At 71.1% G+C, this 24,649-nt stretch carries 21 protein-coding genes; 15 read left to right on the plus strand and 6 right to left on the minus strand.

The genetic code is table 11. The features are described 5' to 3' along the window. Positions 1–9 precede the first annotated feature (9 nt). The 9 genes from ftsW to OG776_RS29900 all read left to right on the plus strand — a co-directional run bounded on the left by ftsW (position 10) and on the right by OG776_RS29900 (position 8,609). The gene (gene ftsW, locus OG776_RS29860; protein ID WP_148013569.1) at positions 10–1,371 is read left to right on the plus strand and encodes a putative lipid II flippase FtsW; all 1,362 of its coding nucleotides are present in this window, start codon (positions 10–12) and stop codon (positions 1,369–1,371) included. A gap of 6 nt (positions 1,372–1,377) precedes the next feature. Further along, entirely contained in the window at positions 1,378–2,469 is a 1,092-nt protein-coding gene (gene murG / locus OG776_RS29865; RefSeq protein WP_148013568.1) for an undecaprenyldiphospho-muramoylpentapeptide beta-N-acetylglucosaminyltransferase, read from the plus strand. Between the two features lie 25 nt (positions 2,470–2,494). Continuing rightward, the gene (locus OG776_RS29870; RefSeq protein ID WP_329322816.1) at positions 2,495–3,298 is read left to right on the plus strand and encodes a cell division protein FtsQ/DivIB; all 804 of its coding nucleotides are present in this window, start codon (positions 2,495–2,497) and stop codon (positions 3,296–3,298) included. A 275-nt stretch (positions 3,299–3,573) separates the two neighbouring features. Then, positions 3,574–4,767, plus strand: coding sequence for a cell division protein FtsZ (gene ftsZ, locus OG776_RS29875; protein WP_148013566.1), 1,194 nt, complete (start codon positions 3,574–3,576; stop codon positions 4,765–4,767). Continuing rightward, complete coding sequence (pgeF, locus tag OG776_RS29880) at positions 4,764–5,501, plus strand: peptidoglycan editing factor PgeF (RefSeq protein WP_148013565.1); 738 nt, start codon at positions 4,764–4,766, stop codon at positions 5,499–5,501. The genes ftsZ and pgeF overlap by 4 nt, the downstream gene beginning before the upstream one ends. 6 nt (positions 5,502–5,507) lie before the next feature. Next, complete coding sequence (locus OG776_RS29885; protein WP_148013564.1) at positions 5,508–6,227, plus strand: YggS family pyridoxal phosphate-dependent enzyme; 720 nt, start codon at positions 5,508–5,510, stop codon at positions 6,225–6,227. Positions 6,228–6,356: 129 nt separating this feature from the next. After that, complete coding sequence (locus OG776_RS29890; protein WP_148014095.1) at positions 6,357–6,998, plus strand: cell division protein SepF; 642 nt, start codon at positions 6,357–6,359, stop codon at positions 6,996–6,998. A gap of 50 nt (positions 6,999–7,048) precedes the next feature. Next, positions 7,049–7,333, plus strand: a complete 285-nt coding sequence (locus OG776_RS29895) for a YggT family protein (protein ID WP_028803186.1) — start codon at positions 7,049–7,051, stop codon at positions 7,331–7,333. 46 nt (positions 7,334–7,379) lie between these two features. Continuing rightward, entirely contained in the window at positions 7,380–8,609 is a 1,230-nt protein-coding gene (locus OG776_RS29900) for a DivIVA domain-containing protein (RefSeq protein WP_329322817.1), read from the plus strand. Positions 8,610–8,933: 324 nt separating this feature from the next. Here OG776_RS29900 and ileS read toward each other — a convergent pair whose 3' ends face one another. Further along, positions 8,934–12,071: an isoleucine--tRNA ligase gene (ileS, locus tag OG776_RS29905; RefSeq protein ID WP_329322818.1), complete on the minus strand. Its 3,138-nt coding sequence runs from the start codon at positions 12,069–12,071 to the stop codon at positions 8,934–8,936. 629 nt (positions 12,072–12,700) lie between these two features. Between ileS and OG776_RS29910 the strand changes: the two genes are divergently transcribed. From OG776_RS29910 to OG776_RS29930, 5 genes are all read left to right on the plus strand, one after another. Continuing rightward, positions 12,701–13,645, plus strand: coding sequence for a TraR/DksA family transcriptional regulator (locus tag OG776_RS29910; protein WP_187285987.1), 945 nt, complete (start codon positions 12,701–12,703; stop codon positions 13,643–13,645). A 92-nt stretch (positions 13,646–13,737) separates the two neighbouring features. Beyond that, complete coding sequence (gene lspA / locus OG776_RS29915; RefSeq protein ID WP_148013561.1) at positions 13,738–14,400, plus strand: signal peptidase II; 663 nt, start codon at positions 13,738–13,740, stop codon at positions 14,398–14,400. 143 nt (positions 14,401–14,543) lie between these two features. Then, positions 14,544–15,488, plus strand: a complete 945-nt coding sequence (locus tag OG776_RS29920; RefSeq protein WP_148013560.1) for an RluA family pseudouridine synthase — start codon at positions 14,544–14,546, stop codon at positions 15,486–15,488. Then, positions 15,485–15,955: a GNAT family N-acetyltransferase gene (locus OG776_RS29925; protein ID WP_329322819.1), complete on the plus strand. Its 471-nt coding sequence runs from the start codon at positions 15,485–15,487 to the stop codon at positions 15,953–15,955. Before OG776_RS29920 ends, OG776_RS29925 begins: the two co-directional genes overlap by 4 nt. Before the next feature lie 135 nt (positions 15,956–16,090). Continuing rightward, the gene (locus tag OG776_RS29930; RefSeq protein ID WP_148013558.1) at positions 16,091–17,677 is read left to right on the plus strand and encodes a Na+/H+ antiporter; all 1,587 of its coding nucleotides are present in this window, start codon (positions 16,091–16,093) and stop codon (positions 17,675–17,677) included. A gap of 159 nt (positions 17,678–17,836) precedes the next feature. Here OG776_RS29930 and OG776_RS29935 read toward each other — a convergent pair whose 3' ends face one another. Next, positions 17,837–18,979, minus strand: coding sequence for a mechanosensitive ion channel family protein (locus OG776_RS29935; protein ID WP_148013557.1), 1,143 nt, complete (start codon positions 18,977–18,979; stop codon positions 17,837–17,839). A 128-nt stretch (positions 18,980–19,107) separates the two neighbouring features. Between OG776_RS29935 and OG776_RS29940 the strand changes: the two genes are divergently transcribed. Further along, positions 19,108–19,677: a dienelactone hydrolase family protein gene (locus OG776_RS29940; protein WP_148013556.1), complete on the plus strand. Its 570-nt coding sequence runs from the start codon at positions 19,108–19,110 to the stop codon at positions 19,675–19,677. A gap of 15 nt (positions 19,678–19,692) precedes the next feature. Here the strand turns inward: OG776_RS29940 and OG776_RS29945 are convergent, their stop codons facing one another. The 4 genes from OG776_RS29945 to OG776_RS29960 form a co-directional block, all read right to left on the minus strand. Then, positions 19,693–21,360: an alkaline phosphatase D family protein gene (locus OG776_RS29945; RefSeq protein WP_410093383.1), complete on the minus strand. Its 1,668-nt coding sequence runs from the start codon at positions 21,358–21,360 to the stop codon at positions 19,693–19,695. Between the two features lie 131 nt (positions 21,361–21,491). Then, a complete protein-coding gene (locus OG776_RS29950; RefSeq protein ID WP_148013555.1) occupies positions 21,492–22,304 on the minus strand; it encodes a DsbA family protein in 813 nt (270 codons plus the stop codon). An 80-nt stretch (positions 22,305–22,384) separates the two neighbouring features. Next, positions 22,385–23,065 carry a hypothetical protein gene (locus tag OG776_RS29955; RefSeq protein ID WP_148013554.1) on the minus strand — a complete coding sequence of 227 codons (681 nt, stop codon included), beginning with the start codon at positions 23,063–23,065 and terminating at the stop codon, positions 22,385–22,387. A gap of 92 nt (positions 23,066–23,157) precedes the next feature. Then, complete coding sequence (locus OG776_RS29960; RefSeq protein ID WP_148013553.1) at positions 23,158–24,486, minus strand: DUF2252 domain-containing protein; 1,329 nt, start codon at positions 24,484–24,486, stop codon at positions 23,158–23,160. Positions 24,487–24,649: the final 163 nt, after the last annotated feature.

Here is a 24,649-nt window from a genome sequence, read left to right on the forward strand (position 1 = left end):
GAGCCGGCGATGGCCGGTAGCCGTACGGGCCGCCCGCCCGTCCAGCGCGCCCCCCGGCGCCCCTCCTCCGCGGGCACCGCGCGCGACAACCCCGTGGCCCGCCTCGTCGTCCGCGCGCGCAAGGCATGGGACCGGCCGCTGACCGCCTACTACCTGATCCTCGGCAGCAGCCTGCTGATCACCGTGCTGGGCCTCGTGATGGTCTACTCGGCGTCGATGATCACGGCACTGCAGCTGTCGCTGCCCGGATCGTTCTTCTTCCGCAAACAGTTCCTCGCCGCCTCGATCGGCGCCGTGCTGCTGGTGGTGGCGATGCGGGTGCCGGTGAAACTCCACCGGGCGCTGGCCTATCCGATCCTGGCCGGCGCGGTCTTCCTGATGGTCCTCGTCCAGGTGCCGGGGATAGGGATGTCGGTCAACGGCAACCAGAACTGGATCTCCCTGGGCGGCTCGTTCCAGATCCAGCCCAGCGAGTTCGGCAAGCTCGCGCTCGTCCTGTGGGGAGCCGACCTCCTCGCCCGCAAACAGGACAAGGCGATGCTGGCGCAGTGGAAGCACATGCTGGTGCCGCTCGTCCCGGTCGCCTTCCTGCTGCTCGGCCTGATCATGCTCGGCGGCGACATGGGCACGGCGATCATCCTCACCGCCATCCTCTTCGGGCTGCTGTGGCTGGCCGGAGCGCCCACCCGGCTGTTCGCGGGTGTCCTGGCCGTCGCGCTGACGATCGGCTTCGTCCTCATCAAGACCAGCCCCAACCGGATGTCCAGGCTCGCCTGCATCGGCGCCACCGAACCCGGCCCGAACGACACCTGCTGGCAGGCCGTCCACGGCATCTACGCCCTCGCCTCCGGCGGCCTGTTCGGATCCGGCCTCGGCGCCAGCGTGGAAAAATGGGGCCAACTGCCCGAAGCACACACGGACTTCATCTTCGCCATCACCGGGGAGGAACTCGGCCTCGCGGGGACACTGTCGGTCCTCGCCCTCTTCGCGGCTCTAGGCTATGCGGGTATCCGCGTGGCCGGACGCACGGAGGACCCCTTCGTGAGGTATGCCGCGGGAGGCGTGACCACCTGGATCACGGCCCAGGCCGTGATCAACATCGGTGCGGTGCTCGGTCTGCTGCCGATCGCCGGAGTCCCGCTCCCGCTGTTCTCCTACGGGGGTTCCGCCCTGCTGCCGACCATGTTCGCCATCGGACTTCTGATCGCCTTCGCGCGCGACGAGCCCGCTGCGCGGGCGGCGCTGGCGATGCGGCAACCCCGCTTTGGCAGAAAGCGTGCTGCCGTGCGAGGCTCCGCGGGGGCCGCGGGGCCTCGGAGATGGAACACGATGCGACGGCGCGCCGCGGCGCGTTCGTCCGGAGAGCGGTGAATTTCGGTGCATGTCGTACTCGCCGGCGGGGGGACCGCCGGCCACATCGAGCCCGCGCTCGCCCTCGCGGACGCCCTGCGCAGGCAGGACCCGACCGTGGGGATCACGGCCCTGGGCACGGAACGCGGACTCGAGACCCGGCTCGTGCCCGAGCGCGGATACGAACTCGCGCTGATCCCCGCCGTTCCGCTGCCGCGCAAACCCACCCCCGAGCTGATCACCGTCCCCGGACGGCTGCGCGGCACGATCAAGGCGGCCGAGCAGGTCCTGGAGCGCACCAAGGCGGACGCGGTGGTCGGGTTCGGCGGCTATGTCGCGCTGCCCGCCTATCTCGCGGCCAAGCGCCTCGGCGTCCCGATCGTCATCCACGAGGCCAACGCCCGGCCCGGCCTCGCCAACAAGATCGGCTCGCGGTACGCGGCACAGGTCGCCGTCTCGACCCCCGACAACAAGCTGCGGGGCGCCCGCTACATCGGCATCCCGCTGCGCCGCTCCATCGCCACCCTCGACCGGGCCGCCGTACGCCCCGAGGCACGCGCCGCGTTCGGGCTCGACCCCAACCTGCCGACGCTGCTGGTCTCCGGCGGCTCGCAGGGCGCACGGCGCCTCAACGAGGTCGTCCAGCAGGCCGCTCCGTACCTCCAGCAGGCCGGCATCCAGATCCTGCACGCGGTCGGACCGAAGAACGAACTGCCGCAGGTGCACCAGATGCCGGGGATGCCCCCGTACATCCCGGTACCGTACGTGGACCGGATGGACCTCGCGTACGCCGCGGCCGACATGATGCTCTGCCGCGCGGGCGCGATGACCGTCGCCGAACTCTCCGCCGTCGGGCTCCCGGCCGCCTACGTCCCGTTGCCCATCGGCAACGGCGAACAGCGGCTCAACGCCCAGCCGGTGGTCAAGGCGGGTGGCGGACTGCTGGTCGACGACGCGGAACTGACGCCCCAGTGGGTGCAGCAGAACGTGCTGCCCGTGCTCGCCGACCCGCACCGGCTGTACGAGATGTCCCGCGCCGCCAGCGAGTTCGGGCGCCGCGACGCCGACGACCTGCTCGTCGGCATGGTGTACGAGGCGATCGCCTCACGCCATCACTAGGCACATGTGAGGGAAGGCAGGGAGCGTGGCCGGACCGACGACCGCCGAGCGCGGTGAACGGCAGAAGCTGAGGTCCGGCCCGCCCCGGCCGCCCCGCCAGACGCGGCTGCGCCGCCTCCGTGTGCTCATCGCCCTGCTGCTCGCCCTGGTGTTGGCCGGCGCCGGGGTGGTCTGGCTGCTGTACGGCTCGCAGTGGCTGCGGGTCGAGCGGCTGTCCGTCTCCGGCACCCGGGTGCTGACACCGCGGCAGGTGCGCGAGGCGGCCGACGTGCCGGACGGGACGCCGCTGGTCTCCGTCGACACCGACGCCGTGGAGGCGCGGCTGCTGCGCAGACTGCCCCGGATCGACTCGGTCGACGTCGTCCGTTCCTGGCCGCACGGAATCGGGCTGAAGGTGACCGAACGCACCCCGGTCCTGGTGGTGCGAGCCCCGGGCAAGGGGGGCAAGGGCGGCAAGTACGTCGAAGTGGACGCCAAGGGTGTGCGGTTCGCGACGGTTCCGACGGCCCCGAAGAACGTGGCCCTGCTCGAACTGACGCCGTCCCGTACGGCGGCCCTGCGCCGTTTTCCCGCCGACCGGCTGGTGCGCGAGGCGGTGCGGGTCGCCGGGGACCTCCCGGCCTCCGTCGCCCGCGCCACCCGGACCGTCAAGGTCCGCTCGTACGACTCCATCTCGCTGGAACTGGGCGACGGGCGCGACGTCGAGTGGGGGAGCGGGGAGAAGGGTCGCGCGAAGGCGCGGACACTCACCGCTCTCATGAAAGCAGCTCCGAAGGCCCGGCACTTCGACGTGAGCGTCCCCACCGCCCCCTCGTCAGCCGGTAGTTGACGCACATCAGCGCAGGCCAGCACCCTGGTTGGGCAGCGCTACGGCTGATCACATAGGGTGAAAAGAAAAACGGGAGGTTCGGCGTGTTCGTTGAACGTGCGCCACTTGTCGACTTAGTGTCCTGTTCGGAAGAGTCCAAGGAACAGACACACTGGTAACCCTAAACTTCAGCGTTAGGGTTCGGGTCGGCGTTCGGACCGTCCCATTCGGCATCAGTCGTCGGATCGCGAGCGTGCGAGGCGACGACACGTAACTCGAGGCGAGAGGCCTTCGACGTGGCAGCACCGCAGAACTACCTCGCAGTCATCAAAGTCATCGGTGTCGGCGGCGGTGGTGTCAATGCCATCAACCGGATGATCGAGGTCGGTCTCAAGGGCGTCGAGTTCATCGCCATCAACACGGACGCGCAAGCTCTGTTGATGAGCGACGCCGACGTCAAACTCGACGTCGGCCGCGAACTCACCCGCGGACTCGGCGCCGGAGCCAACCCGGCCGTCGGCCGGAAGGCGGCCGAGGATCACCGCGAGGAGATCGAGGAGGTCCTCAAGGGGGCCGACATGGTCTTCGTGACGGCCGGCGAAGGCGGCGGCACCGGCACCGGCGGCGCCCCCGTCGTGGCCAACATCGCCCGTTCGCTGGGCGCCCTGACCATCGGCGTGGTCACCCGTCCGTTCACCTTCGAGGGACGGCGCCGCGCCAACCAGGCGGAGGACGGCATCGCCGAACTCCGCGAAGAGGTCGACACCCTCATCGTCATCCCGAACGACCGGCTGCTGTCCATCTCGGACCGTCAGGTCTCGGTCCTCGACGCGTTCAAGTCGGCGGACCAGGTCCTGCTCTCCGGTGTCCAGGGCATCACCGACCTCATCACCACGCCCGGCCTGATCAACCTGGACTTCGCCGACGTCAAGTCCGTGATGTCCGAGGCGGGTTCCGCGCTGATGGGCATCGGCTCGGCGCGCGGCGACGACCGTGCGGTGGCGGCCGCGGAGATGGCGATCTCCTCGCCGCTCCTGGAGGCCTCCATCGACGGCGCCCGCGGTGTCCTGCTCTCCATCTCCGGCGGTTCCGACCTCGGCCTGTTCGAGATCAACGAAGCCGCCCAGCTGGTCAGCGAGGCCGCGCACCCCGAGGCCAACATCATCTTCGGCGCGGTCATCGACGACGCGCTGGGCGACGAGGTGCGGGTCACCGTCATCGCCGCCGGCTTCGACGGCGGCCAGCCGCCGGCCAAGCGGGACAACGTCCTCGGCTCCACCGCGGCCAAGCAGCGCGAGGAGCCCGCGCCGGTACGGACCCCCGAGAGCCGTCCGTCCTTCGGCTCGCTCGGCTCCGTCACGCCGAAGGAGGCGCCGGAGCCCGCTCCGGAGCCGGTCCCCGAGATCCAGGTGGCCCCGCCGGTCCCGCCGTCCCGCACCTACTCGGACAGCGCGGCCGAAGAGCTGGACGTGCCGGACTTCCTCAAGTGATAGGACAGCGCTCCGAGACGAGCACCGTGAGCGGCGCGCACTTCGCCTTCACCGACCGGTGGGGCGGGGTGAGCGCCGTTCCGTACGAGGAGCTCAACCTCGGCGGAGCGGTCGGCGACGACCCCGACGCCGTACGGACCAACCGTGAACTGGCCGCCAGGTCCCTCGGCCTGGACCCGGACCGGGTCGTCTGGATGAACCAGGTGCACGGGCCGGACGTGGCGGTCGTGGACGCCCCCTGGGGCTCCTCGGAGATCCCGTCCGTCGACGCGGTCGTCACCGCGCGCCGGGGGCTCGCCCTCGCCGTCCTCACGGCCGACTGCACACCGGTCCTGCTCGCCGATCCCGTCGCCGGGATCGCGGCGGCCGCCCACGCGGGACGGCCCGGGATGGTCGCGGGGGTCGTCCCCGCCGCCGTACGGGCCATGGTGGAACTCGGCGCCGAGCCGGCCAGGATCGTGGCCCGCACCGGACCCGCGGTCTGCGGCCGGTGCTACGAGGTGCCGGACGCGATGCGCGCCGAGGTCGCCGCCGTCGAACCCGCCGCCCACTCCGAGACCAGCTGGGGCACCCCCGCGGTCGACGTGACCGCCGGGGTGCACGCGCAACTGGAGCGGCTCGGGGTGCGCGACCGGCAGCAGTCGGCGGCGTGCACGCTGGAGTCGAAGGACCACTTCTCGTACCGACGGGACCGCACCACCGGGCGGCTCGCGGGCTATGTCTGGCTGGACTGATGGGGCATGACGGACCGTAAGGCTCAACTCGCCGCGAACCTGGCGAAAGTGGAAGAACGCATCGCCGCGGCGTGCACGGCCGCCGGGCGCAAGCGCGAAGAGGTGACCCTGATCGTGGTCACCAAGACCTACCCCGCGAGCGATGTGCGGATCCTGTCGGAGCTCGGCGTGCGCCATGTCGCCGAGAACCGGGACCAGGACGCGGCCCCCAAGGCCGCCGCCTGCTCCGATCTGTCCCTCGCCTGGCACTTCGTCGGTCAGTTGCAGACCAACAAGGTGCGTTCGGTGGTCGGTTACGCGGATGTGGTGCAGTCCGTCGACCGCTCCCGGCTCGTCACGGCCCTGTCCAAGGAGGCGGTGCGGGTGGAGCGCGAGGTGGGGTGTCTCATCCAGGTCGCGCTGGACGCGGAGGAGAGCGGCCGGGGCGAGCGCGGCGGCGTGGGGGCGGGCGGGGTCGAGGAGTTGGCGGACCTCGTCGAGCGGTCTCCGGGACTGCGGCTCGACGGGCTGATGACCGTCGCACCCCTCACCGGGCCCTACGCGGGGCGCCCCCAGGACGCGTTCGCGCGACTGATGGATTTGTCGACTGCTATGCGCCGCGCGCATCCGGCTGCGAACATGGTGTCCGCAGGGATGAGTGCGGACCTCGAACAGGCCGTGACGGCCGGAGCGACACATGTGCGCGTCGGTACGGCGGTACTCGGAGTCCGACCCGGGCTCGGGTAACGTCGCCAAGAAGTCGGACCACAGCAGAAAATATGGTCATTACCGCCACAGGCGGGCATAACGACCTCGTGGATCGCGGGCACTTGGCTATTCGTCAGCCGATCCACCACAGAGCGGAGGACTCAGAGCATGGCCGGCGCGATGCGCAAGATGGCGGTCTACCTCGGCCTCGTGGAGGACGATGGGTACGACGGCAGGGGATTCGACCCCGACGACGAGTTCGAGCCCGAGCTTGATCCGGAGCCCGAGCGGGACCGCCGGCGGCACGAGCCGCCGCACCAGTCACATCAGGCGCACCAGTCCCAACGGGACGAATCGGTACGAGTGGTGCAGCCTCCCGCGCAGCGCGAGCCGGTGCCGCATTCCGCTTCGCTGTCTGCGGAATCAGGCCGTCCGGCGCGCATCGCGCCCGTGGCATCCATCACACAAGAACGCGCGAGCCTGGAGAAGAACGCACCGGTGATCATGCCCAAGGTCGTGTCGGAACGAGAGCCGTACCGGATCACCACGCTCCACCCGCGGACGTACAACGAGGCCCGTACCATCGGGGAACACTTCCGTGAAGGCACCCCGGTGATCATGAATCTGACCGAGATGGATGACACGGACGCGAAGCGACTTGTCGACTTTGCGGCCGGTTTGGTGTTTGGTCTCCACGGCAGCATCGAGCGGGTGACGCAGAAGGTGTTCCTGTTGTCGCCTGCTAACGTCGATGTCACGGCGGAGGACAAGGCCCGCATCGCAGAGGGCGGGTTCTTCAACCAGAGCTGAGACGCAGGACCGGAACAACGTGGGAAACAGGGGAGAGGGAAGCACGGATCATGAGCGTGGTCGGGCAGGTTCTGTACATCGCGCTGATGTGTTTCCTCATCGTGCTGATCTTCCGGTTGGTCATGGACTACGTCTTCCAGTTCGCCCGCTCATGGCAACCCGGCAAGGCGATGGTGGTCGTTCTCGAGGCCACTTACACTGTCACCGATCCACCGCTCAAGCTTCTGCGGCGGTTCATTCCGCCGCTGCGTCTCGGGGGCGTGGCGCTTGACCTGTCCTTCTTCGTACTGATGATCATCGTCTACATCCTGATCTCCGTCGTGAGCCGGCTGTGAACGATACGGTCTTGCCGAATGCCGACGACTACGTTGAGGTGAAGAGATGCCGTTGACCCCCGAGGACGTGCGGAACAAGCAGTTCACGACCGTCCGCCTCCGAGAAGGCTATGACGAGGACGAGGTCGATGCCTTCCTCGACGAGGTCGAAGCCGAACTGACGCGCCTGCTCCGCGAGAACGAGGACCTGCGGGCGAAGCTGGCCGCGGCCACGCGCGCGGCCGCGCAGAACCAGCAGCAGCAGGGCATGCGCAAGCCGCCCGAGCAGCAGGACCAGCAGCAGGGGCCGCCGCAGGGCATGCGCGGTCCGGGCGCTCCCGTACCCGCCGGCATATCGGGCCCGCCGCAGCAGCAGATGGGCGGCCCCATGGGCGGCCCGCCCCAGCTGCCGAGCGGTGCGCCGCAGCTGCCCGCGGGCCCCAGCGCCCAGGGTGGCCAGCAGGGCCAGGGCCCCATGGGTCAGGGTCCGATGGGCCAGGGCCCCATGGGCCAGGGTCCGATGGGCCAGGGCCCCATGGGCCAGGGTCCGATGGGTCAGGGTCCCGGTCAGCAGATGCAGCAGCAGATGCCCGGCCAGATGCAGCAGATGCAGCAGATGGGCGGCCCGATGGGCGGACCCATGGGTGGTCCCATGGGCGGTCACGGCCAGCAGATGGGGCAGCCCGGCCAGGGTCCCGGTGGCGACAGTGCCGCCCGGGTGCTCTCGCTGGCCCAGCAGACCGCCGACCAGGCGATCGCCGAGGCCCGTTCCGAGGCCAACAAGATCGTCGGTGAGGCCCGCAGCCGCGCCGAGGGTCTGGAGCGCGACGCCCGCGCCAAGGCCGACGCGCTGGAGCGGGACGCGCAGGAGAAGCACCGCGTCGCGATGGGCTCCCTGGAGTCCGCCCGCGCCACGCTGGAGCGCAAGGTCGAGGACCTGCGCGGCTTCGAGCGCGAGTACCGCACGCGTCTGAAGTCCTACCTGGAGTCGCAGCTGCGGCAGCTGGAGACGCAGGCGGACGACTCGCTCGCCCCGCCGCGTTCCCCGGCCGCTCCCTCGCTGCCCTCGCCCGCGGCGCCCTCGATGGCTCCGGCCGGCGCGAGCGCTCCGTCCTACGGCGGCGGACAGGGCATGGGCGGTGCTCCGGCACCGGCGGCGCCCTCGTACGGCGGGCAGCAGCAGATGTCTCCCGCGATGACCCAGCCGATGGCTCCGGTGCGGCCCCAGGGCCCGTCGCCGATGCAGCAGGCGCCCTCGCCGATGCGCGGGTTCCTCATCGACGAGGACGACAACTGACGGCCTCCCGTACGCCTTAGGCGTCGGCCGGCGTTCAGGGCGGGGCCCCCGGATCTTCCGGGGGCCCCGCCCTTTTCCCGTGCCGCCGCGGACGACCCGCGGTTCCCGTGGGACATCCGTACGGGGTACGCGACGCCGAAGGCCGGGGCCCGCCGACATCGTCGGCGGACCCCGGCCGGGTCCCTCTTCGTCGGCGGATGCCGGGTGCGCGCGGTCAGGCATGCTCCCCGGGGATCGTCGCGGGCTTTCCTCCGCGCTTCCGTCCCCGGGACGGAAGCGCGGAGGGGGGGGCGGCGAGGCGGGGATGGGCCCCGCCGCCCGGTGTCAGGCCTTGTGCAGACGGAAGGTCAGCGACAGGGACTCGTCGGTGAACGGGGCCCCGTAGGCGTCGTCGGCCTGGCCCTGGGCGAAGTCCGTGGCGAGGACCTCGTCGGCGATGAGGTCCGCGTGCTCGGACAGGGCCGAGATGACGGCCGGGTCCGTGGACGTCCAGCGCAGGGCGATCCGGTCCGCCACGTCGAGGCCGCTGTTCTTGCGGGCCTCCTGGATGAGGCGGATCGCGTCGCGGGCGAGGCCCGCCCGGCGCAGCTCCTCGGTGATCTCCAGGTCGAGCGCGACCGTGGCCCCCGAGTCGGAGGCCACCGACCAGCCCTCGCGCGGGGTCTCCGTGATGATGACCTCGTCGGGAGCCAGGGTGACCGTCTCGCCCTCGACCAGCACCGCGGCCGTGCCCTCGCGCAGGGCGAGGGAGAGGGCCGCCGCGTCCGTCTCGGCGATGGCCATGGCGACGGCCTGGACGCCCTTGCCGAAGCGCTTGCCGAGCGCGCGGAAGTTCGCCTTGGCCGTGGTGTCGACCAGCGAGCCGCCCACTTCGGAGAGCGAGGCGAGACCGCTGACGTTCAGCTCCTCCGTGATCTGCGCGTGCAGTTCGGGGTCGAGCGAGTCGAAACCGGTCGCCGCGATCAGCGCCCGGGAGAGCGGCTGGCGGGTCTTGACGCCGGACTCCGCGCGGGTGGCGCGGCCGAGCTCGACGAGCCGGCGGACCAGCACCATCTGCCGTGACAGCCCGGGGTCGATCGCGGACAGGTCCGGCTCCGGCCACGACGACAGGTGCACGGACTCCGGGGCGCCCGGCGTGACCGGCGCGATCAGGTCCTGCCAGACCCGCTCGGTGATGAACGGGGTGAGCGGGGCCATCAGCCGCGTCACCGTCTCGACGACCTCGTGCAGGGTGCGCAGCGCGGCCTTGTCCCCCTGCCAGAAGCGACGGCGAGAGCGGCGCACGTACCAGTTGGAGAGGTCGTCGACGAACGCCGAGAGAAGCTTCCCGGCGCGCTGGGTGTCGTAGGCCTCCAGCGCCTGGGTCACCTGGTCGGTGAGGGCGTGCAGTTCGGACAGGAGCCAGCGGTCCAGGACCGGACGGTCGGCCGGGGCCGGGTCCGCCTCGCTGGGCGCCCAGCCGGAGGTGCGGGCGTACAGGGCCTGGAAGGCGACCGTGTTCCAGTACGTCAGGAGCGTCTTGCGGACGACCTCCTGGATGGTGCCGTGGCCGACCCGGCGGGCCGCCCAGGGGGAACCGCCGGCCGCCATGAACCAGCGCACCGCGTCCGCGCCGTGCTGGTCCATCAGCGGGATCGGCTGCAGGATGTTGCCCAGGTGCTTGGACATCTTGCGGCCGTCCTCGGCGAGGATGTGGCCCAGGCAGACCACGTTCTCGTAGGACGACTTGTCGAAGACGAGCGTGCCGACCGCCATCATCGTGTAGAACCAGCCGCGCGTCTGGTCGATGGCCTCCGAGATGAACTGCGCCGGGTAACGGCTCTCGAAGATCTCCTTGTTCTTGTACGGGTAGCCCCACTGCGCGAACGGCATCGAACCCGAGTCGTACCAGGCGTCGATGACCTCCGGGACGCGGGTGGCCGTCGCCTCGCACTGCGGGCAGGTGAAGGTGACGGCGTCGATGTACGGGCGGTGCGGGTCCAGCTCCGACTGGTCGGTGCCGGTCAGCTCGGTCAGCTCCGCGCGGGAGCCGACACAGGTGAGGTGGTCGTTCTCGCAGCGCCACAGCGGGAGCGGGGTGCCCCAGTAGCGGCTGCGGGACAGGGCCCAGTCGATGTTGTTGTTCAGCCAGTCGCCGAAGCGGCCGTGCTTGACCGACTCCGGAAACCAGTTGGTCTTCTCGTTCTCCTGGAGGAGACGGTCCTTGACGGCGGTGGTGCGGATGTACCAGGACGGCTGCGCGTAGTAGAGGAGCGCGGTGTGGCAGCGCCAGCAGTGCGGGTAGCTGTGCTCGTACGGGACGTGCTTGAAGAGCAGTCCGCGGTCCTGGAGGTCCTCGGTGAGCTTCTCGTCCGCCTTCTTGAAGAAGACGCCGCCGACGAGCGGGACGTCCTCCTGGAAGGTGCCGTTCGGGCGGACCGGGTTCACCACCGGCAGTCCGTACGAGCGGCAGACCTTCAGGTCGTCCTCACCGAAGGCGGGGGACTGGTGGACGAGGCCCGTACCGTCCTCGGTCGTCACGTACTCGGCGTTCACCACGTAGTGCGCGGGCTCGGGGAACTCGACCAGCTCGAAGGGCCGCTGATAGGTCCAGCGCTCCATCTCGGCGCCGGTGAAGGTCTCACCGGTGGTCTCCCAGCCCTCGCCGAGCGCCTTCCCGACGAGCGGCTCGGCGACGACGAGCTTCTCCTCGCCGTTCGTGGCGACCACGTAGGTGACGGCGGGGTGCACGGCGACCGCGGTGTTGGAGACCAGCGTCCACGGCGTCGTCGTCCACACCAGGAGGGCGGCCTCGCCGGCCAGCGGACCGGAGGTGAGGGGGAAACGGACGTAGACGGACGGGTCGACGATGGTCTCGTAGCCCTGTGCCAGCTCGTGGTCCGACAGGCCTGTCTCGTCGCGGGGGCACCACGGCGCGACGCGGTAGTCCTGGACCAGCAGGCCCTTGTTGAAGATCTCCTTCAGCGACCACCACACGGACTCCACGTACTCGGGGTCCATCGTGCGGTACGCGTCGTCCAGGTCGACCCAGTAGCCCATGCGGTTGGTGAGGTCGGTGAAGGCGTCGGTGTGACGGGTCACGGACTCGCGGCACCTGGCGTTGAACTCGGCGATGCCGTACGCCTCGATGTCCTGCTTGCCCGTGAAGCCGAGCTCCTTCTCCACGGCGAGCTCCACCGGCAGGCCGTGGCAGTCCCAGCCGGCCTTGCGGGCGACGTGGTAGCCGCGCATGGTGCGGAAGCGCGGGAAGACGTCCTTGAAGACGCGCGCCTCGATGTGGTGCGCTCCCGGCATGCCGTTCGCGGTGGGCGGGCCCTCGTAGAACACCCACTCGGGGCGCCCCTCGGACTGCTCCAGGCTCTTGGCGAAGATCTTCTGCTCGCGCCAGAAATCGAGCACGGCGTGCTCGAGGGCGGGCAGGTCGACCTGGGCGGGCACCTGGCGGTACGTCGGCGTTGTCATCAGCGAGCTTCCTCCGGCGGACTTTCTGCCTTCCGTCCGGAGGGACGAGAGCCCTTGCCGCTGCCCAGTAGCTGCTGCGGACGCCGTGTGCGGCGTGCTCCCGCGGTACCACCCTCCTTGGCTCGCCGGCACGTGCTGTGCGCCGGCGGGCCCCCTCATTGGGGTCGCGATGCCGGGTCTACTCGCCGCGGCCTGTCGGCTGCGGCTTTCTTCCGGCGGCTCCGGGGTGATCTTCGCGTCGCGCTGGCCCCCGGGCTTCCACCGTCCCCGGGTCGCTCCTGGCCGCGTACGCCGCTACTCGTCCCCATCCACGCTTCTCGCTGGGCCCAGTGTACGGCGCCGCACGCACGGCGGCCGACCGGTTTTCCGGTGTCCTCGGGCGCCGCGGACCGGGGTGTCGCGGCGGCGGTCGGGCTGACCCGAATGCCGGGGCGCCGCGTCCCGCGTTCCGGGACGCCGGTCCCGGCGGATTACCCGGCGGGGAGCTGGGCACAACGCATGCAGGCTCGTCAGGCGGGACCTGCGTGGCGTCGGAAGGTGGGCGTGCCCCGTTGCCGCGGGCCGGAAGTCGATTTATCGTCCCAGAGCGATTTGCGCGCAAGATCACAATATGTGAAGGGGCCGCGGCCATGGTGGCGAAGAAGACCGCCGTACAGCAGTCGGCGTCCGGAAGGTCCACGGGTCCGGCGGCCAAGGACGTGAGCGGCAAGAAGAGTGCGCGGGGGGCGTCGGCGGAGCACGGGAACGGCGCGGCGCCGGCGGGCGGCGGTGCCGGGAAGAAGGCCGCCAGGAAGACCGTCGCCGAGAAGACGGCCACCAAGAGGACGGTGGCCGAGAAGTCCGTGTCGGAGGATGCGGGCACGGCGTCGGAGCCGGGGCCGGAGGCGGGAGCCGCCGCGAAGGCCGCCGCGTCGGAACAGGCCGCCGGGAGCGCGGCCGGGAAGAGCGGTGGCAGGTCCGGGAGGACCGCCGTCGGCGCGGTGAAGAAGAGCACGGGCACCGCGAGGAAGCCCGCGAGCAGGGCGAAGAAGACGGCCGCTTCCGCGGCCGAGGACGCGGCCCGGGCCGCGAAGACGACGGGAGCCCCGACGGTGGTTGCGAAGAAGACCCCAGGCACGGCCACGGCGGCCGGGAAGCCCACCGCGCTCCCCAAGGCGCGGATCTCCGCGGTGGAGCCGGGCGAGCTCGCCGTCCGCCCGGGCGAAGACCCCTGGACCCCGGAGGAGGTCGCGGACGCCCGCGCGGAGCTGCAGTCCGAGGCGCTGCGGCTGAGCACCGAGATCACGTCGTCGGAGGAGTCGCTCGCGGGCCTGATGCGCGACTCCGGGGACGGCGCGGGCGACGACCAGGCGGACACCGGCACGAAGAACATCACCCGCGAGTCGGAGATGGCGCTGGCGGCCAACGCGCGCGAGATGCTCGTCCAGACCGAGCGCGCTCTGGAGAAGCTCGACGCGGGTACGTACGGGCTCTGCGAGAACTGCGGGGAGCCCATCGGCAAGGCCCGGATGCAGGCCTTCCCGCGCGCCACTCTGTGCGTCGAATGCAAGCAGAAGCAGGAACGTCGGTACTGACCGGCGTGGGAGGGCTCCTGCGCACGTGAATGCCGGGAGGTGTGACGTACCCTCGTCCTCAGTCAGGCACCTAGGTCGAGGGACTCACTCACGTGGCAGAGGCGGAGCGCATCATCGGTACGCCGGATTCCCCAGGAACGACGGGGTCCGAGCCGGAGCAGTCCGACGCGAACACGACGCCGGGCGACCGCTCCGGCTCCGGCGAGTCGTCCGCGGCCGGGGGGCCCGGGACGGACGACGGGGCGGCGGCCCCGGCCCAGCCGCCCAAGGGCAGGCGCAGGATCGCGGTCCTGTTCACCGTCGCCGTGCTGGCGTACGCCCTGGATCTCGTCAGCAAGCTGCTCGTGGTGGCGAAGCTGGAGCACCACGCGCCGATCGAGATCGTCGGGGACTGGCTGCAGTTCGAGGCCATCCGCAACGCGGGCGCGGCCTTCGGCTTCGGTGAGGCGTTCACGATCATCTTCACGGTGATCGCCGCCGCGGTGATCGTCGTGATCGCCCGGCTCGCGCGCAAGCTCTACAGCCTGCCCTGGGCGATCGCGCTCGGACTGCTGCTGGGCGGCGCGCTGGGCAATCTCACCGACCGGATCTTCCGCTCGCCCGGCGTCTTCGAGGGCGCGGTCGTCGACTTCATCGCGCCCAAGCACTTCGCCGTCTTCAACCTCGCCGACTCGGCGATCGTGTGCGGCGGCATCCTCATCGTGCTGCTGTCCTTCCGCGGACTCGACCCCGACGGGACCGTCCACAAGGACTGACCGGGGCCTCACCCGACGAGGGCCGGTCAGAGCCGGACAGTACCGGTCGGCGCCGGACAGGACCGGCCTCCGGGACCCGCTCGTAGGCACTGGTGTTCGGTCACTGGTCCTGGGGTGTCCGGCCGGTCCGGCATACTCGACGGGTGAGCACGATTCCCGAGATCCGTACCCTGCCCGTGCCCGACGGCCTGGAGGGCGAGCGCGTCGACGCCGTCATCTCCCGGATGTTCGGCTTCTCCCGCACGAAGGCCGCCGAGCTCGCCGCGGCGGGGAAGGTCACGGTCGACGGTTCGGTGGTCGGCAAGTCCGAGCGGTTGCACGGCGGCGCCTGGCTGGAAGTGGAGATGCCGCAGGCACCCGCGCCGGTCCAGATCGTCGCCGAGCCCGTCGAGGGCATGGAGATCGTGCACGACGACGACGACGTGGTCGTGATCGTCAAGCCGGTCGGCGTCGCCGCGCACCCCAGCCCCGGCTGGTCGGGACCGACCGTGATCGGCGGTCTCGCGGCCGCCGGGTACCGCATCTCCACCTCGGGCGCCTCCGAGCGCCAGGGCATCGTGCACCGCCTCGACGTCGGCACGTCGGGCCTGATGGTGGTCGCGAAGTCCGAGTACGCGTACACGTCGCTCAAGCGCCAGTTCAAGGAGCGCACGGTCGACAAGCGCTACCACGCCTTGGTGCAGGGCCACCCGGACCCGACGAGCGGCACCATCGACGCCCCGATCGGCCGGCATCCGAACCACGACTACAAGTGGGCGGTCACGGCCGAGGGCAAGCCGTCGGTGACCCACTACGACCTGGTGGAGGCGTTCCGCGCGGCCTCCCTGCTCGACATCAAGCTGGAGACCGGGCGCACCCACCAGATCCGCGTCCACATGTCGGCGCACCGCCACCCGTGCGTCGGCGACCTGACCTACGGCGCCGACCCCACGCTCGCCAAGCGGCTCGGCATCACCCGTCAGTGGCTCCACGCGGTCCGGCTCGGCTTCGAGCACCCGGGCGACGGGCAGTGGGCGGAGTTCGCGAGCGACTATCCCGAGGACCTGCAGAAGGCCCTCGACAAGGTGCGCGAGGAGAGCAACGCATGACCGTCCCGTACACACTGCGGACGGCGGAGGACGCCGCCGACCGCGAGGCGTGCTTCGCGGTGCGCAAGGAGGTCTTCGTCGGCGAGCAGGGCGTCAGCGAGGACATCGAGTACGACGCGTACGACGCCGGGGCCGCGCTGCACGTGCTGGCGGTCCGGGACGACGGCACGCCGCTGGGCACCGGGCGGCTGCTGCACGGCGCGGACGCCGCGGCGAAGACCGGCGGCGACCCGGGCGTCGGTTCGCTGGGACGACTCGCCGTGATCAAGGAGGCGCGCGGGCTCGGCGTGGGGGTCGCGCTGGTCGGGGCCATCGAGGACGCGGCCCGCGCGCGCGGGCTCACCTCCGTGGACCTCCACGCGCAGACGCATGCGCTGGGCTTCTACGAGCGGCTCGGCTACGTGGCGTACGGCGAGGAGTTCCTCGACGCGGGGATCGACCACCGGGCGATGCGCAAGACCCTGTGAGCACTCCGGCGGACGGGGTCGGCCGGGAGAGGGCATCGGTGGGAGGGCCCTGCCGGGAGAGGGCATCGGCGGGGCGGCGTGGCAGGCTTGGGGCCGGCCCCTCCTTGATCGCCTAGACCTCGCGGAGCGCTGACCGTGGATCAGTTGGCCCTGTTGTTCATGCTGCTGCTCGGGGCCGTGCTGAGCGTCCCGGTGGGGGACCGTTTCGGGCTGCCGGCGCCGGTGCTGATGACGCTCCTCGGGATCGCGCTGGCCGTGCCGGACTTCGTGCCCAACGTGGACATCCGGCCGGACCTGATCCTGCCCCTGCTGCTGCCTCCGCTGCTGTACGCGTCGGTGCGGCGGACCTCGTGGCGGCAGTTCACCGCGAACAAGCGGCCGATCTTCCTGCTCGCCGTGGCCCTGGTGTTCCTCACCACGGCGGCGGTGGCGGTCGTCGCCAACACGGTGGTGCCGGGGCTGCCGCTCGCCGCCGCGGTGGCGCTGGGAGCGCTGGTCGCGCCGCCGGACCCGGTCGCCGCGACCGCGGTCGCGGGACAGCTCGGGCTGCCCCGCCGGCTGGTCTCGATCCTGGAGGGCGAGGGTCTCTTCAACGACGTGACGGCCATCGTGCTCTACCACGTCGCGATCGCCGCGGTCGTGAGCGGATCGTTCTCGCCGTGGCGGGCCGGGCTCGACCTGGTGCTGTCCGCCGTCGTCGCGGTCGCGGTGGGGGTGGGCCTGGGGTGGGCCGCGAACCGGCTGATGGACCTGCTCGGTGACGCCACGCTGCAGGTCGGGCTGACCCTGCTGGTGCCCTACGCGGCGTACGTGCTGGCGGAGGAGCTGCACGGCTCCGGGGTGCTCGCCGTGCTCACCACCGCGCTCTTCCTCGCGGAGTACGCCACCGACGCCGACGACGTCCTGACCCGGCTCGCCGGGCACACGTTCTGGGACGTGGTGGACACGCTCGTCACCGGCGTCGCGTTCGGACTGATCGGGCTGGAGCTGCACAACGCGATCCGGACGGCGGCCGGACGGTGGGGCGAGATGCTCGGGTGGGCGGCCGCGATCGTCGCGGTCGTCGTGCTCGTACGCCTCGCGTGGCTGCTGCCGGCGACGTGGCTGACGAAGCGGCTGCACGCGAAGCGGGACTACGACGAGGAGATCCCCACGTCGTGGCGGGAGACGGTGGTGATGTGGTGGTCCGGGATGCGCGGGGTCGCCTCGGTGGCCCTCGCGCTGGCGGTTCCCCTGAAGATGGACGACGGATCTCCCTTCCCCGACCGGGACGAGATCGTGTTCATCGCGTTCGGTGTGATCATGGCGACGCTCGTGCTGCAGGGGCTCACGCTGCCCTGGCTCGTCAGGCGGCTCGGGGTGCGGGCCGACGAGGACGTCGAGAAGGCCTTCGAGAAGGAGCTCGCGGTCCGGGCCGCCAAGGCGGCGAAGCGGAGGCTGAAGGAGATCGAGGAGGTCGAGGAGCTGTCGGAGGAGGTCTCCGAACAGCTGCTGCGGCGGGCCTTCGACATCGGGACGCGGATCAGTCCGGACCTGGGTGACGAGGAACGGCGCGAGGCGTACGAGCAGCGGGCGCGGCGGCTCAAGCGGGTCCGGCGCATCCAGGCGGAGATGATGAGCGCGGCCCGGCACGAGGTGCTGTCGGCGCGCAGTGAGCCGGGGGCGGACCCGGAGATCGTGGACCGGGTGCTGCGGCATCTCGACGTGCGCAGCCTGCGCTGAGGGCGCGCGTCCAGGACGCGCGCCCTCAGCGCAGGCTGCGTCCAGGACGCTGGGACGGCCGGTGGCCGGTGGCCGGTGGCCGGTTGTCGGCGGTCGGTGGGCGGTCGGTGGTCGGCGGATGCCAGGCGGGAGGGGGCGTGGTCGTGGCCGGTCGACGGGTCAGCCGCGGCCCGGACCGGTGCGCGGGGGCCCGGAGGTGTGCGCGTGGTTGTGGCGGGCGGTCGCCGCGCCGTCGGGTTCCGTGCGGGTCGGGCCGGGGAGCTGTCCCGGTGGAAGTACCGCCTCCGCCGTGTTGACGCGGGGGAGGGCGTAGGGGTGCTGCTCGGTGAGCCAGCGGATCATCTGCTCGCGCACCGTGACCCGGACCGTCCAGATGTCGTCCGCGTCCTTGGCCGTGACCAGGGCGCGTACCTGGATGGTGTTGGGCGTCGAGTCCGTGACGGCCAGACCGTGATCACGGCCGTCCCAGGCCGGGCACTCGCGCACGATGTCCCGCAGCTTCTCGCGCATGGCCTCCACCGGAGCGCTGTGGTCGAGGTGGAAGAAGACGATGCCGGTCATCTGCGGGGTGCCGCGCGACCAGTTCTCGAAGGGCTTCGAGGTGAAGTACGAGACCGGCATGGTGATCCGGCGTTCGTCCCAGGTCCGGACGGTCAGGAAGGTCAGGGTGATCTCCTCGACCGTGCCCCACTCGCCGTCCACGACGACCGTGTCCCCGAGCCGCACCATGTCGCCGAAGGCGATCTGCAGCCCGGCGAAGAGGTTCGCGAGCGTGGACTGGGCGGCGACACCGGCGACGATGCCGAGGATGCCGGCCGAGGCGAGCAGTGAGGCGCCGGCCGCGCGCATCGCCGGGAAGGTGAGCAGCATCGCGGCGATCGCGACGACACCGACGACCGCGGTGACCACCCGCTGGATCAGCGCGACCTGGGTGCGCACCCGGCGCACCCGCGCCGGATCGCGGTGGGCGTTCGCGTAGCGGGAGTACGAGGTGTCGACGACGGCCGTCGCGATGCTCACCACCAGCCAGGCGGCGGCGCCGATCAGGATCAGGGTCAGCGTCCTGCCGATGCCGATCCGGTGCTCCACGAGCAGTTCCGCCTCGTCGTACGACCCTCTGAGCAGAGCCGCGAACAGGACCAGCTGGAAGGGGATGCGGCCGCGGCGGAGCAGACCCCACAGGGAGGTCTCGCTGTGACGGTCGTCCACCCGACGCAACAGGCGGTCCACGGACCACCCGATGAGCAGTGCGAGCACGACCGAGCCGCCGACGACGATCACCGGGCGCAGTACGTTCTCCATGACAGAGAACGTAACCGGCCGCGGGCCGCGATGAACATGTGTTCTCGCGAGGGAACGGGGTACGCCCCGCGTCCGTCGCCCGGGCCCCGCGCCCGTCACTGTCGGTGCCGGCTGGCACCATGGGAGGCATGAACATCATGCTCTTCCACTCGACGTACGGTCTGCGGCCCGCGGTGCGCGCGGCGGCGGACCGGCTGCGGGCCGCGGGACACGAGGTGTGGACGCCCGACCTCTTCGAGGGGCGCACCTTCGAGACCGTGGAGGAGGGCATGGCCTGCAAGGACGAGATCGGCAAGGTCGAGCTGCTCAAGCGCGCGGTCCTGTCCGCGGCGCCCTACTCGGACCGCGGTCTGGTGTACGCGGGGTTCTCCCTCGGTGCCTCCCTCGCGCAGACCCTGGCCCTCGGCGACGAGAAGGCCCGCGGGCTGCTCCTGCTGCACGGCACGTCGGACATCGCCGAGAACGCCTCGGTGGACGAGCTGCCGGTCCAGCTCCATGTCGCCGAGCCGGACCAGTTCGAGACGGAGGACTGGCTCGGTGCCTGGTATCTGCAGATGCGCAGAGCGGGCGCCGAGGTGGAGATCTACCGGTACGCGGGCGCCGGCCACCTCTACACCGACCCCGGGCTGCCCGACCACGACGCCGAGGCGGCCGAGGCCACCTGGAAGGTGGCGCTCGGCTTCCTCGACAGCCTGTAGCCGTAGCCGTAGCGACTACACCGGGTCGTAGGTCCGCTCCACGGTCTGCGATCCGGTCAGCGTGCGGTACGAACGGGACCAGGACGAGGTCGCGTTCGGGTTCGCGCGGTCGGAGATCACGTAGTAGTCCATCTGTGCCCGGGTCGGGGTGACGTCCAGCACGCCGTAGCCGTGGCGGTCGGTGTCGACCCAGTGGACGTGCCGGTTCGCCGCGCGTATCACGGGGGAGGCGATCGCCGACACGACGCCCTCGGGGACCTTGACGATGTCGTCGAGGTTGTCGGAGGTCATCGAGGTGACCACGAACTCGGTGGCGGCGGAGGCGGACAGCGGATAGGTCCCGGCGTCCACCGGCACGTCGTTGGCCCACGCCATGTGGATGTCGCCGGTCAGGAAGACCGTGTTGCGGATGGCGTTGGAGCGCAGGTGCGCGAGGAGTTCGCGGCGGTCGTCGGTGTAGCCGTCCCACTGGTCCGTGTTGAGGGCGATGCCCTCCTGGGGCAGGCCGAGCAGCTTGGCGAGCGGCTTGAGCAGGTCGGCGGAGAGGGATCCCACGGCGAACGGCGAGATCATCACCGAGTTGCCGACCAGCCGCCAGGTGGTGTCCGAGGTCTTGAGCCCGGACTTCAGCCAGTCGAGCTGCGCGCGTCCGGTGATCGTACGGTCCGGGTCGTCGACCGAGCCGCTGGCCGTGGACGCCTGCTGGGACCGGAAGGAGCGCAGGTCGAGCAGGGAGAGGTCGGCGAGCTTGCCGAAGCGCAGCCGGCGGTAGGTGGTGCCCTCGATCGCGGGGCGGACCGGCATCCACTCGAAGTAGGCCTGCTTCGCGGCGGCCTGGCGGGCGGTCCAGGTGCCCTCGGCGCCCTCGGTGTGGTTGACCGCGCCGCCCGACCACGCGTTGTCGGCGAACTCGTGGTCGTCCCAGATCGCCACGACCGGAGCCCGGTGGTGGAGGGCCTGGAGATCGGGGTCGGTCTTGTAACGGCCGTGCCGGGTGCGGTAGTCGGCGAGGGTGAGGATCTCGCCCGCGGGGGAGTGCGGCCGTACGACCGTGCCGCGCGTCCCGTACTCGCCGGACTTGTACTCGTAGATGTAGTCACCGAGGTGCAGCCAGGCGTCGAGGTCGCCGCGGGCCGCGAGGTGGCGGTAGGCCGAGAAGTAGCCGGCCTCCCAGTTGGCGCAGGAGACCACGCCGAAGCGCAGACCGGGCACGGAGGCGTCGGCGGCCGGCGTGGTGCGGGTACGGGCGACGGGGGAGTCGGTGCCGCCCGCGGAGAAGCGGAACCAGTAGTCGGTGGCCGGTTCCAGGCCGCGGATGTCGGCCTTGACGGTGTGGTCGGCGGCGGCCGTCGCGGTGAGGGAGCCCTTGGCGACGATCGTGGTGAACGCCTTGTCCTTCGCGACGGTCCAGGAGACCTCGGTGTCCGGTCCGAGTCCGGAGCCGGGGGTCGCCGCGGAGGTGGGGGTCACCCGGGTCCACAGCAGGATGCCGTCCGGGAGCGGGTCGCCGGAGGCGACGCCGTGCAGGAAGGCGGGAGCCTCGGCCGCGCGGGCCGGCAGGGCGGCCGCGAGCGGAGCGGCGAGGACGGCGGTGGCGGCCGCGGCCTTGACGACCGTACGGCGGCGTGGGGCGCGGGAGTTGGCGGCGCCCATGGGGTCGGATGAGCTGAGACGACTGGTCACGAGCGGTCAGGTTACCGACCGGTACGCACAAAGAGCGGGCGAACCGAGAAAGTTCGCCCGCTCTTCGGCTGTTGGACCATTTCGGCCTGGCGACCCGCTGGGGGCGGCGTTCCGGCCGGTCGGCCCGAGGGTCAGGCGGCGAGCGCCTTGTCGATGGCCGTCGTGAAGTCGGCAACGGTCATCGGGGCGTTCTTGCCGTCGGAGCCCGTCAGCGTCTTGCCGTCCATCTTCAGGGTCGGGGTGCCCTGGACGCCGCTCTTGTTGAACTTCTCGGACATGTCGAGCGCCCACTTGTCGTAGGTGCCGTCCTTCACGGCCTTCTGGAAGGCCGCGTTGCCCTTGAGGGCGGAGACCGTGTCCGCGACCTTGATCAGGTAGTCGTCGCTCTTGAACTTGTCGTCCGTCTCCTCCGGGTGGTACTTCGCCGAGTACAGCGCGGTCTTGTACTCGAGGAAGGCCTCGGGGCTCACGTTCAGCGCGGCGCCCATGGCGCTGAGGGCGTTCTTCGAGCCCTCGCCGGGGCTGCCGTTGTCGATGAAGGTGGCCCCGACGTACTCGATCTTGAACTTGCCGTCGTCGTAGTCCTTCTTGACGGTGCTGCCGACGGTCTGCTCGAACTGGGCGCAGATCGGGCAGCGCGGGTCCTCGTACATCACCAGGGTCTTCTTCGCGGTGCTCTTGCCGAGCACGACGGTGGTGCCGTCGGCGCCGGTGGTGTTGGCCGGCTTGACGAGCTTGTCGTCCTTCGCGGCCTCCCAGTACCCGGGCTTGTTGTTCTGCACGACCGCGTAGCCGACGCCGCCCGCTATCGCGAGGACGGCGACGATCCCGCCGGCGACGATGACCTGGCGCTTGACCTTGTCGCGCCTGGCCTGGCGCTCGCGCTCGATGCGCAGCCTCTCGCGCGCCGCCGACTTGGCCGTCTGGCTGTTCCGCTTGCTCATGTTGGTGATCTCCATGGGGGCGCGTACGCGTCGTACGCGGAATACGTGAAGGGGGACCGCTGGTGCTCGGACGCAGCCGCTCAGACGAGAGCGGCCGAGCGGGGCGGGCCACGCCGTCCCAGGGAGTGCACGAACAGGCGGGTACGGGCAGCGGTGCTCCGGCGCGCGGGGCGCGGGAGCCGGCGTACCGGGGTGAGCCGCACCGACACCGCGGCTACGGCGATGAGCAGCGGCCGGAAGGTGGACGCGGCCACGGCGCGCAGCAGCTGGTCCAGCGCACGCTCGCCGCGGCGCAGCCAGGCGGCGGCGAGGAGTCCGACGCCGACGTGGGCGGCGAGCAGCAGCCAGGCGGCGGCCGGGTCGGTGTGCACGAGCAGGGCTGCGGCGCGGTCGTCGCCGCCGGTCACCCGGGCCAGGGGGGCGCCCACGCCACCGCCGCACAGGACGTCGAGGCCGACGGCGCGCAGCGGGCCGGCGACCGGGCCGCCCGCCCTGCCGTAACAGACGTGCTGGCCCGTGGTGAACACCGTGTCGGCGGCCAGCTCCAGCGGGATGAGCAGGGCCGCGATCCGCCCGAAGCCGCGTTCGCGGCCCGCCAGTGTGTAGGCGATGACGAAGACGGCGGTGGTGATCGCGGCCACGGTGCCCAGCGGCAGCGCGACCCGGGACAGCAGCACGTGCGACGCGGCGGAGAGCGTCACGACGACAGCCGTGAACAGTGCCGCGCGCACGGCTCTGAGCTGGGTCCCGGATATGTCCATTGCGGAGCCGAGTGTCCCACGCACTCCCGTAAGAGCCCCCTAAAGGGTCCCTATGCGTTACGGGAGCGTTGTGAGTCCGCCGTCGGGTGTGCCTACAGGCCGGGGATCCGGCCGTTGCGGAACAGGTCCACGAAGATCTGGTGGTCGCCGCGCGCGCGGGCGCCGTAACCGTGCGCGAAGTCGACCAGGAGGGCGGCGAAGCCCTCCTCGTCGGCCGCGATCGCCGCGTCGATGGCCCGCTCGGTGGAGAACGGCACCAGCTCCGAGTGGCCGCTCTCGTCGTCCGCCGCCGCGTGCATCGCGGCCGTGGCCCGGCCGAGGTCCGCGACGACCGAGGCGATCTCCTCGGGGTCGTCGATGTCGCTCCAGTCCAGGTCCACCGCGTACGGCGAGACCTCGGCGACGAGCTGCCCGGCGCCGTCCAGCTCGGTCCAGCCCAGCCACGGGTCGGCGTGCGCCTGCAGCGCGCGCTGGGAGATCACCGTGCGGTGGCCCTCGTGCTGGAAGTAGTCGCGGATCGAGGAGTCCGTGATGTGCCGGGAGACGGCGGGGGTCTGGGCCTGCTTGATGTAGATCACGACGTCGTTCTCCAGCGCGTCGCTGTTGCCCTCCAGCAGGATGTTGTACGAGGGCAGACCGGCCGAGCCGATGCCGATGCCGCGGCGGCCGACGACGTCCTTCACGCGGTACGAGTCCGGGCGGGTGAGGGAGGACTCGGGGAGCGTCTCCAGGTAGCCGTCGAAGGCGGCGAGCACCTTGTAGCGGGTGGCCGCGTCCAGCTCGATGGAGCCGCCGCCGGGGGCGAAGCGGCGCTCGAAGTCACGGATCTCGGTCATCGAGTCGAGCAACCCGAAGCGGGTCAGCGAGCGCGCGTCGCGCAACGCGTCCAGCAGCGGGCCCTCGGCGGTGTCCAGCGTGAAGGGCGGCACCTCGTCGCTCTTGGCGCCGGTGGCCAGGGAGCGGATGCGCTCGCGGTAGGCGGTCGCGTACACCGTGACCAGCTCGGTGATCTGGTCGTCACTGAGCGCCTTGGCGTACCCGATGAGCGCCACGGAGGCGGCGAAGCGCTTGAGGTCCCAGGTGAAGGGGCCGACGTAGGCCTCGTCGAAGTCGTTCACGTTGAAGATCAGGCGGCCCTGGGCGTCCATGTAGGTGCCGAAGTTCTCCGCGTGCAGGTCGCCGTGGATCCACACCCGGGAGGTCCGCTCGTCCAGGTACGGGCCGCCCCGCCGGTCGGCCTCCAGGTCGTGGTAGAAGAGCCCCGCCGTGCCCCGGTAGAACGCGAAGGCGGAGGCCGCCATCTTCCGGAACTTCACGCGGAACGCGGCCGGGTCGGCGGCCAGGAGCTCGCCGAAGGCGGTGTCGAAGACGGCGAGGATCTGCTCGCCGCGTTGCTCGGCGCTGAGCTGCGGGACCGACATCGCTGGGTGCCTCCTGGTGCAGGTGATGCGTGACATGAGAGTGGCATGAGAGAAGGACGACAGGGCCGTCCACCCGGGACGGACGCCTTCGTCCTCCCAACGGACGAAGGTACGCGGGAGTGCCCGCGTTCCCCGCACGAAGGTACGGCCGATCCGGCCGCCC

The sequence above is a fragment of the Streptomyces sp. NBC_01689 genome (assembly GCF_036250675.1).
Taxonomy (GTDB): domain Bacteria; phylum Actinomycetota; class Actinomycetes; order Streptomycetales; family Streptomycetaceae; genus Streptomyces.

What these genes read in the sequence shown, in the direction of transcription:
- ftsW (WP_148013569.1), top strand. Translation starts at nt 10, where the DNA reads ATGGCCGGTAGCCGTACGGGCCGCCCGCCCGTCCAGCGCGCCCCCCGG.
- OG776_RS29885 (WP_148013564.1), top strand. Translation starts at nt 5,508, where the DNA reads ATGACGGACCGTAAGGCTCAACTCGCCGCGAACCTGGCGAAAGTGGAA.
- OG776_RS29890 (WP_148014095.1), top strand. Translation starts at nt 6,357, where the DNA reads ATGGCCGGCGCGATGCGCAAGATGGCGGTCTACCTCGGCCTCGTGGAG.
- OG776_RS29895 (WP_028803186.1), top strand. Translation starts at nt 7,049, where the DNA reads ATGAGCGTGGTCGGGCAGGTTCTGTACATCGCGCTGATGTGTTTCCTC.
- OG776_RS29900 (WP_329322817.1), top strand. Translation starts at nt 7,380, where the DNA reads ATGCCGTTGACCCCCGAGGACGTGCGGAACAAGCAGTTCACGACCGTC.
- ileS (WP_329322818.1), bottom strand. Translation starts at nt 12,071, where the DNA reads ATGACAACGCCGACGTACCGCCAGGTGCCCGCCCAGGTCGACCTGCCC.
- OG776_RS29910 (WP_187285987.1), top strand. Translation starts at nt 12,701, where the DNA reads ATGGTGGCGAAGAAGACCGCCGTACAGCAGTCGGCGTCCGGAAGGTCC.
- OG776_RS29925 (WP_329322819.1), top strand. Translation starts at nt 15,485, where the DNA reads ATGACCGTCCCGTACACACTGCGGACGGCGGAGGACGCCGCCGACCGC.
- OG776_RS29935 (WP_148013557.1), bottom strand. Translation starts at nt 18,979, where the DNA reads ATGGAGAACGTACTGCGCCCGGTGATCGTCGTCGGCGGCTCGGTCGTG.
- OG776_RS29940 (WP_148013556.1), top strand. Translation starts at nt 19,108, where the DNA reads ATGAACATCATGCTCTTCCACTCGACGTACGGTCTGCGGCCCGCGGTG.
- OG776_RS29950 (WP_148013555.1), bottom strand. Translation starts at nt 22,304, where the DNA reads ATGAGCAAGCGGAACAGCCAGACGGCCAAGTCGGCGGCGCGCGAGAGG.
- OG776_RS29955 (WP_148013554.1), bottom strand. Translation starts at nt 23,065, where the DNA reads ATGGACATATCCGGGACCCAGCTCAGAGCCGTGCGCGCGGCACTGTTC.
- OG776_RS29960 (WP_148013553.1), bottom strand. Translation starts at nt 24,486, where the DNA reads ATGTCGGTCCCGCAGCTCAGCGCCGAGCAACGCGGCGAGCAGATCCTC.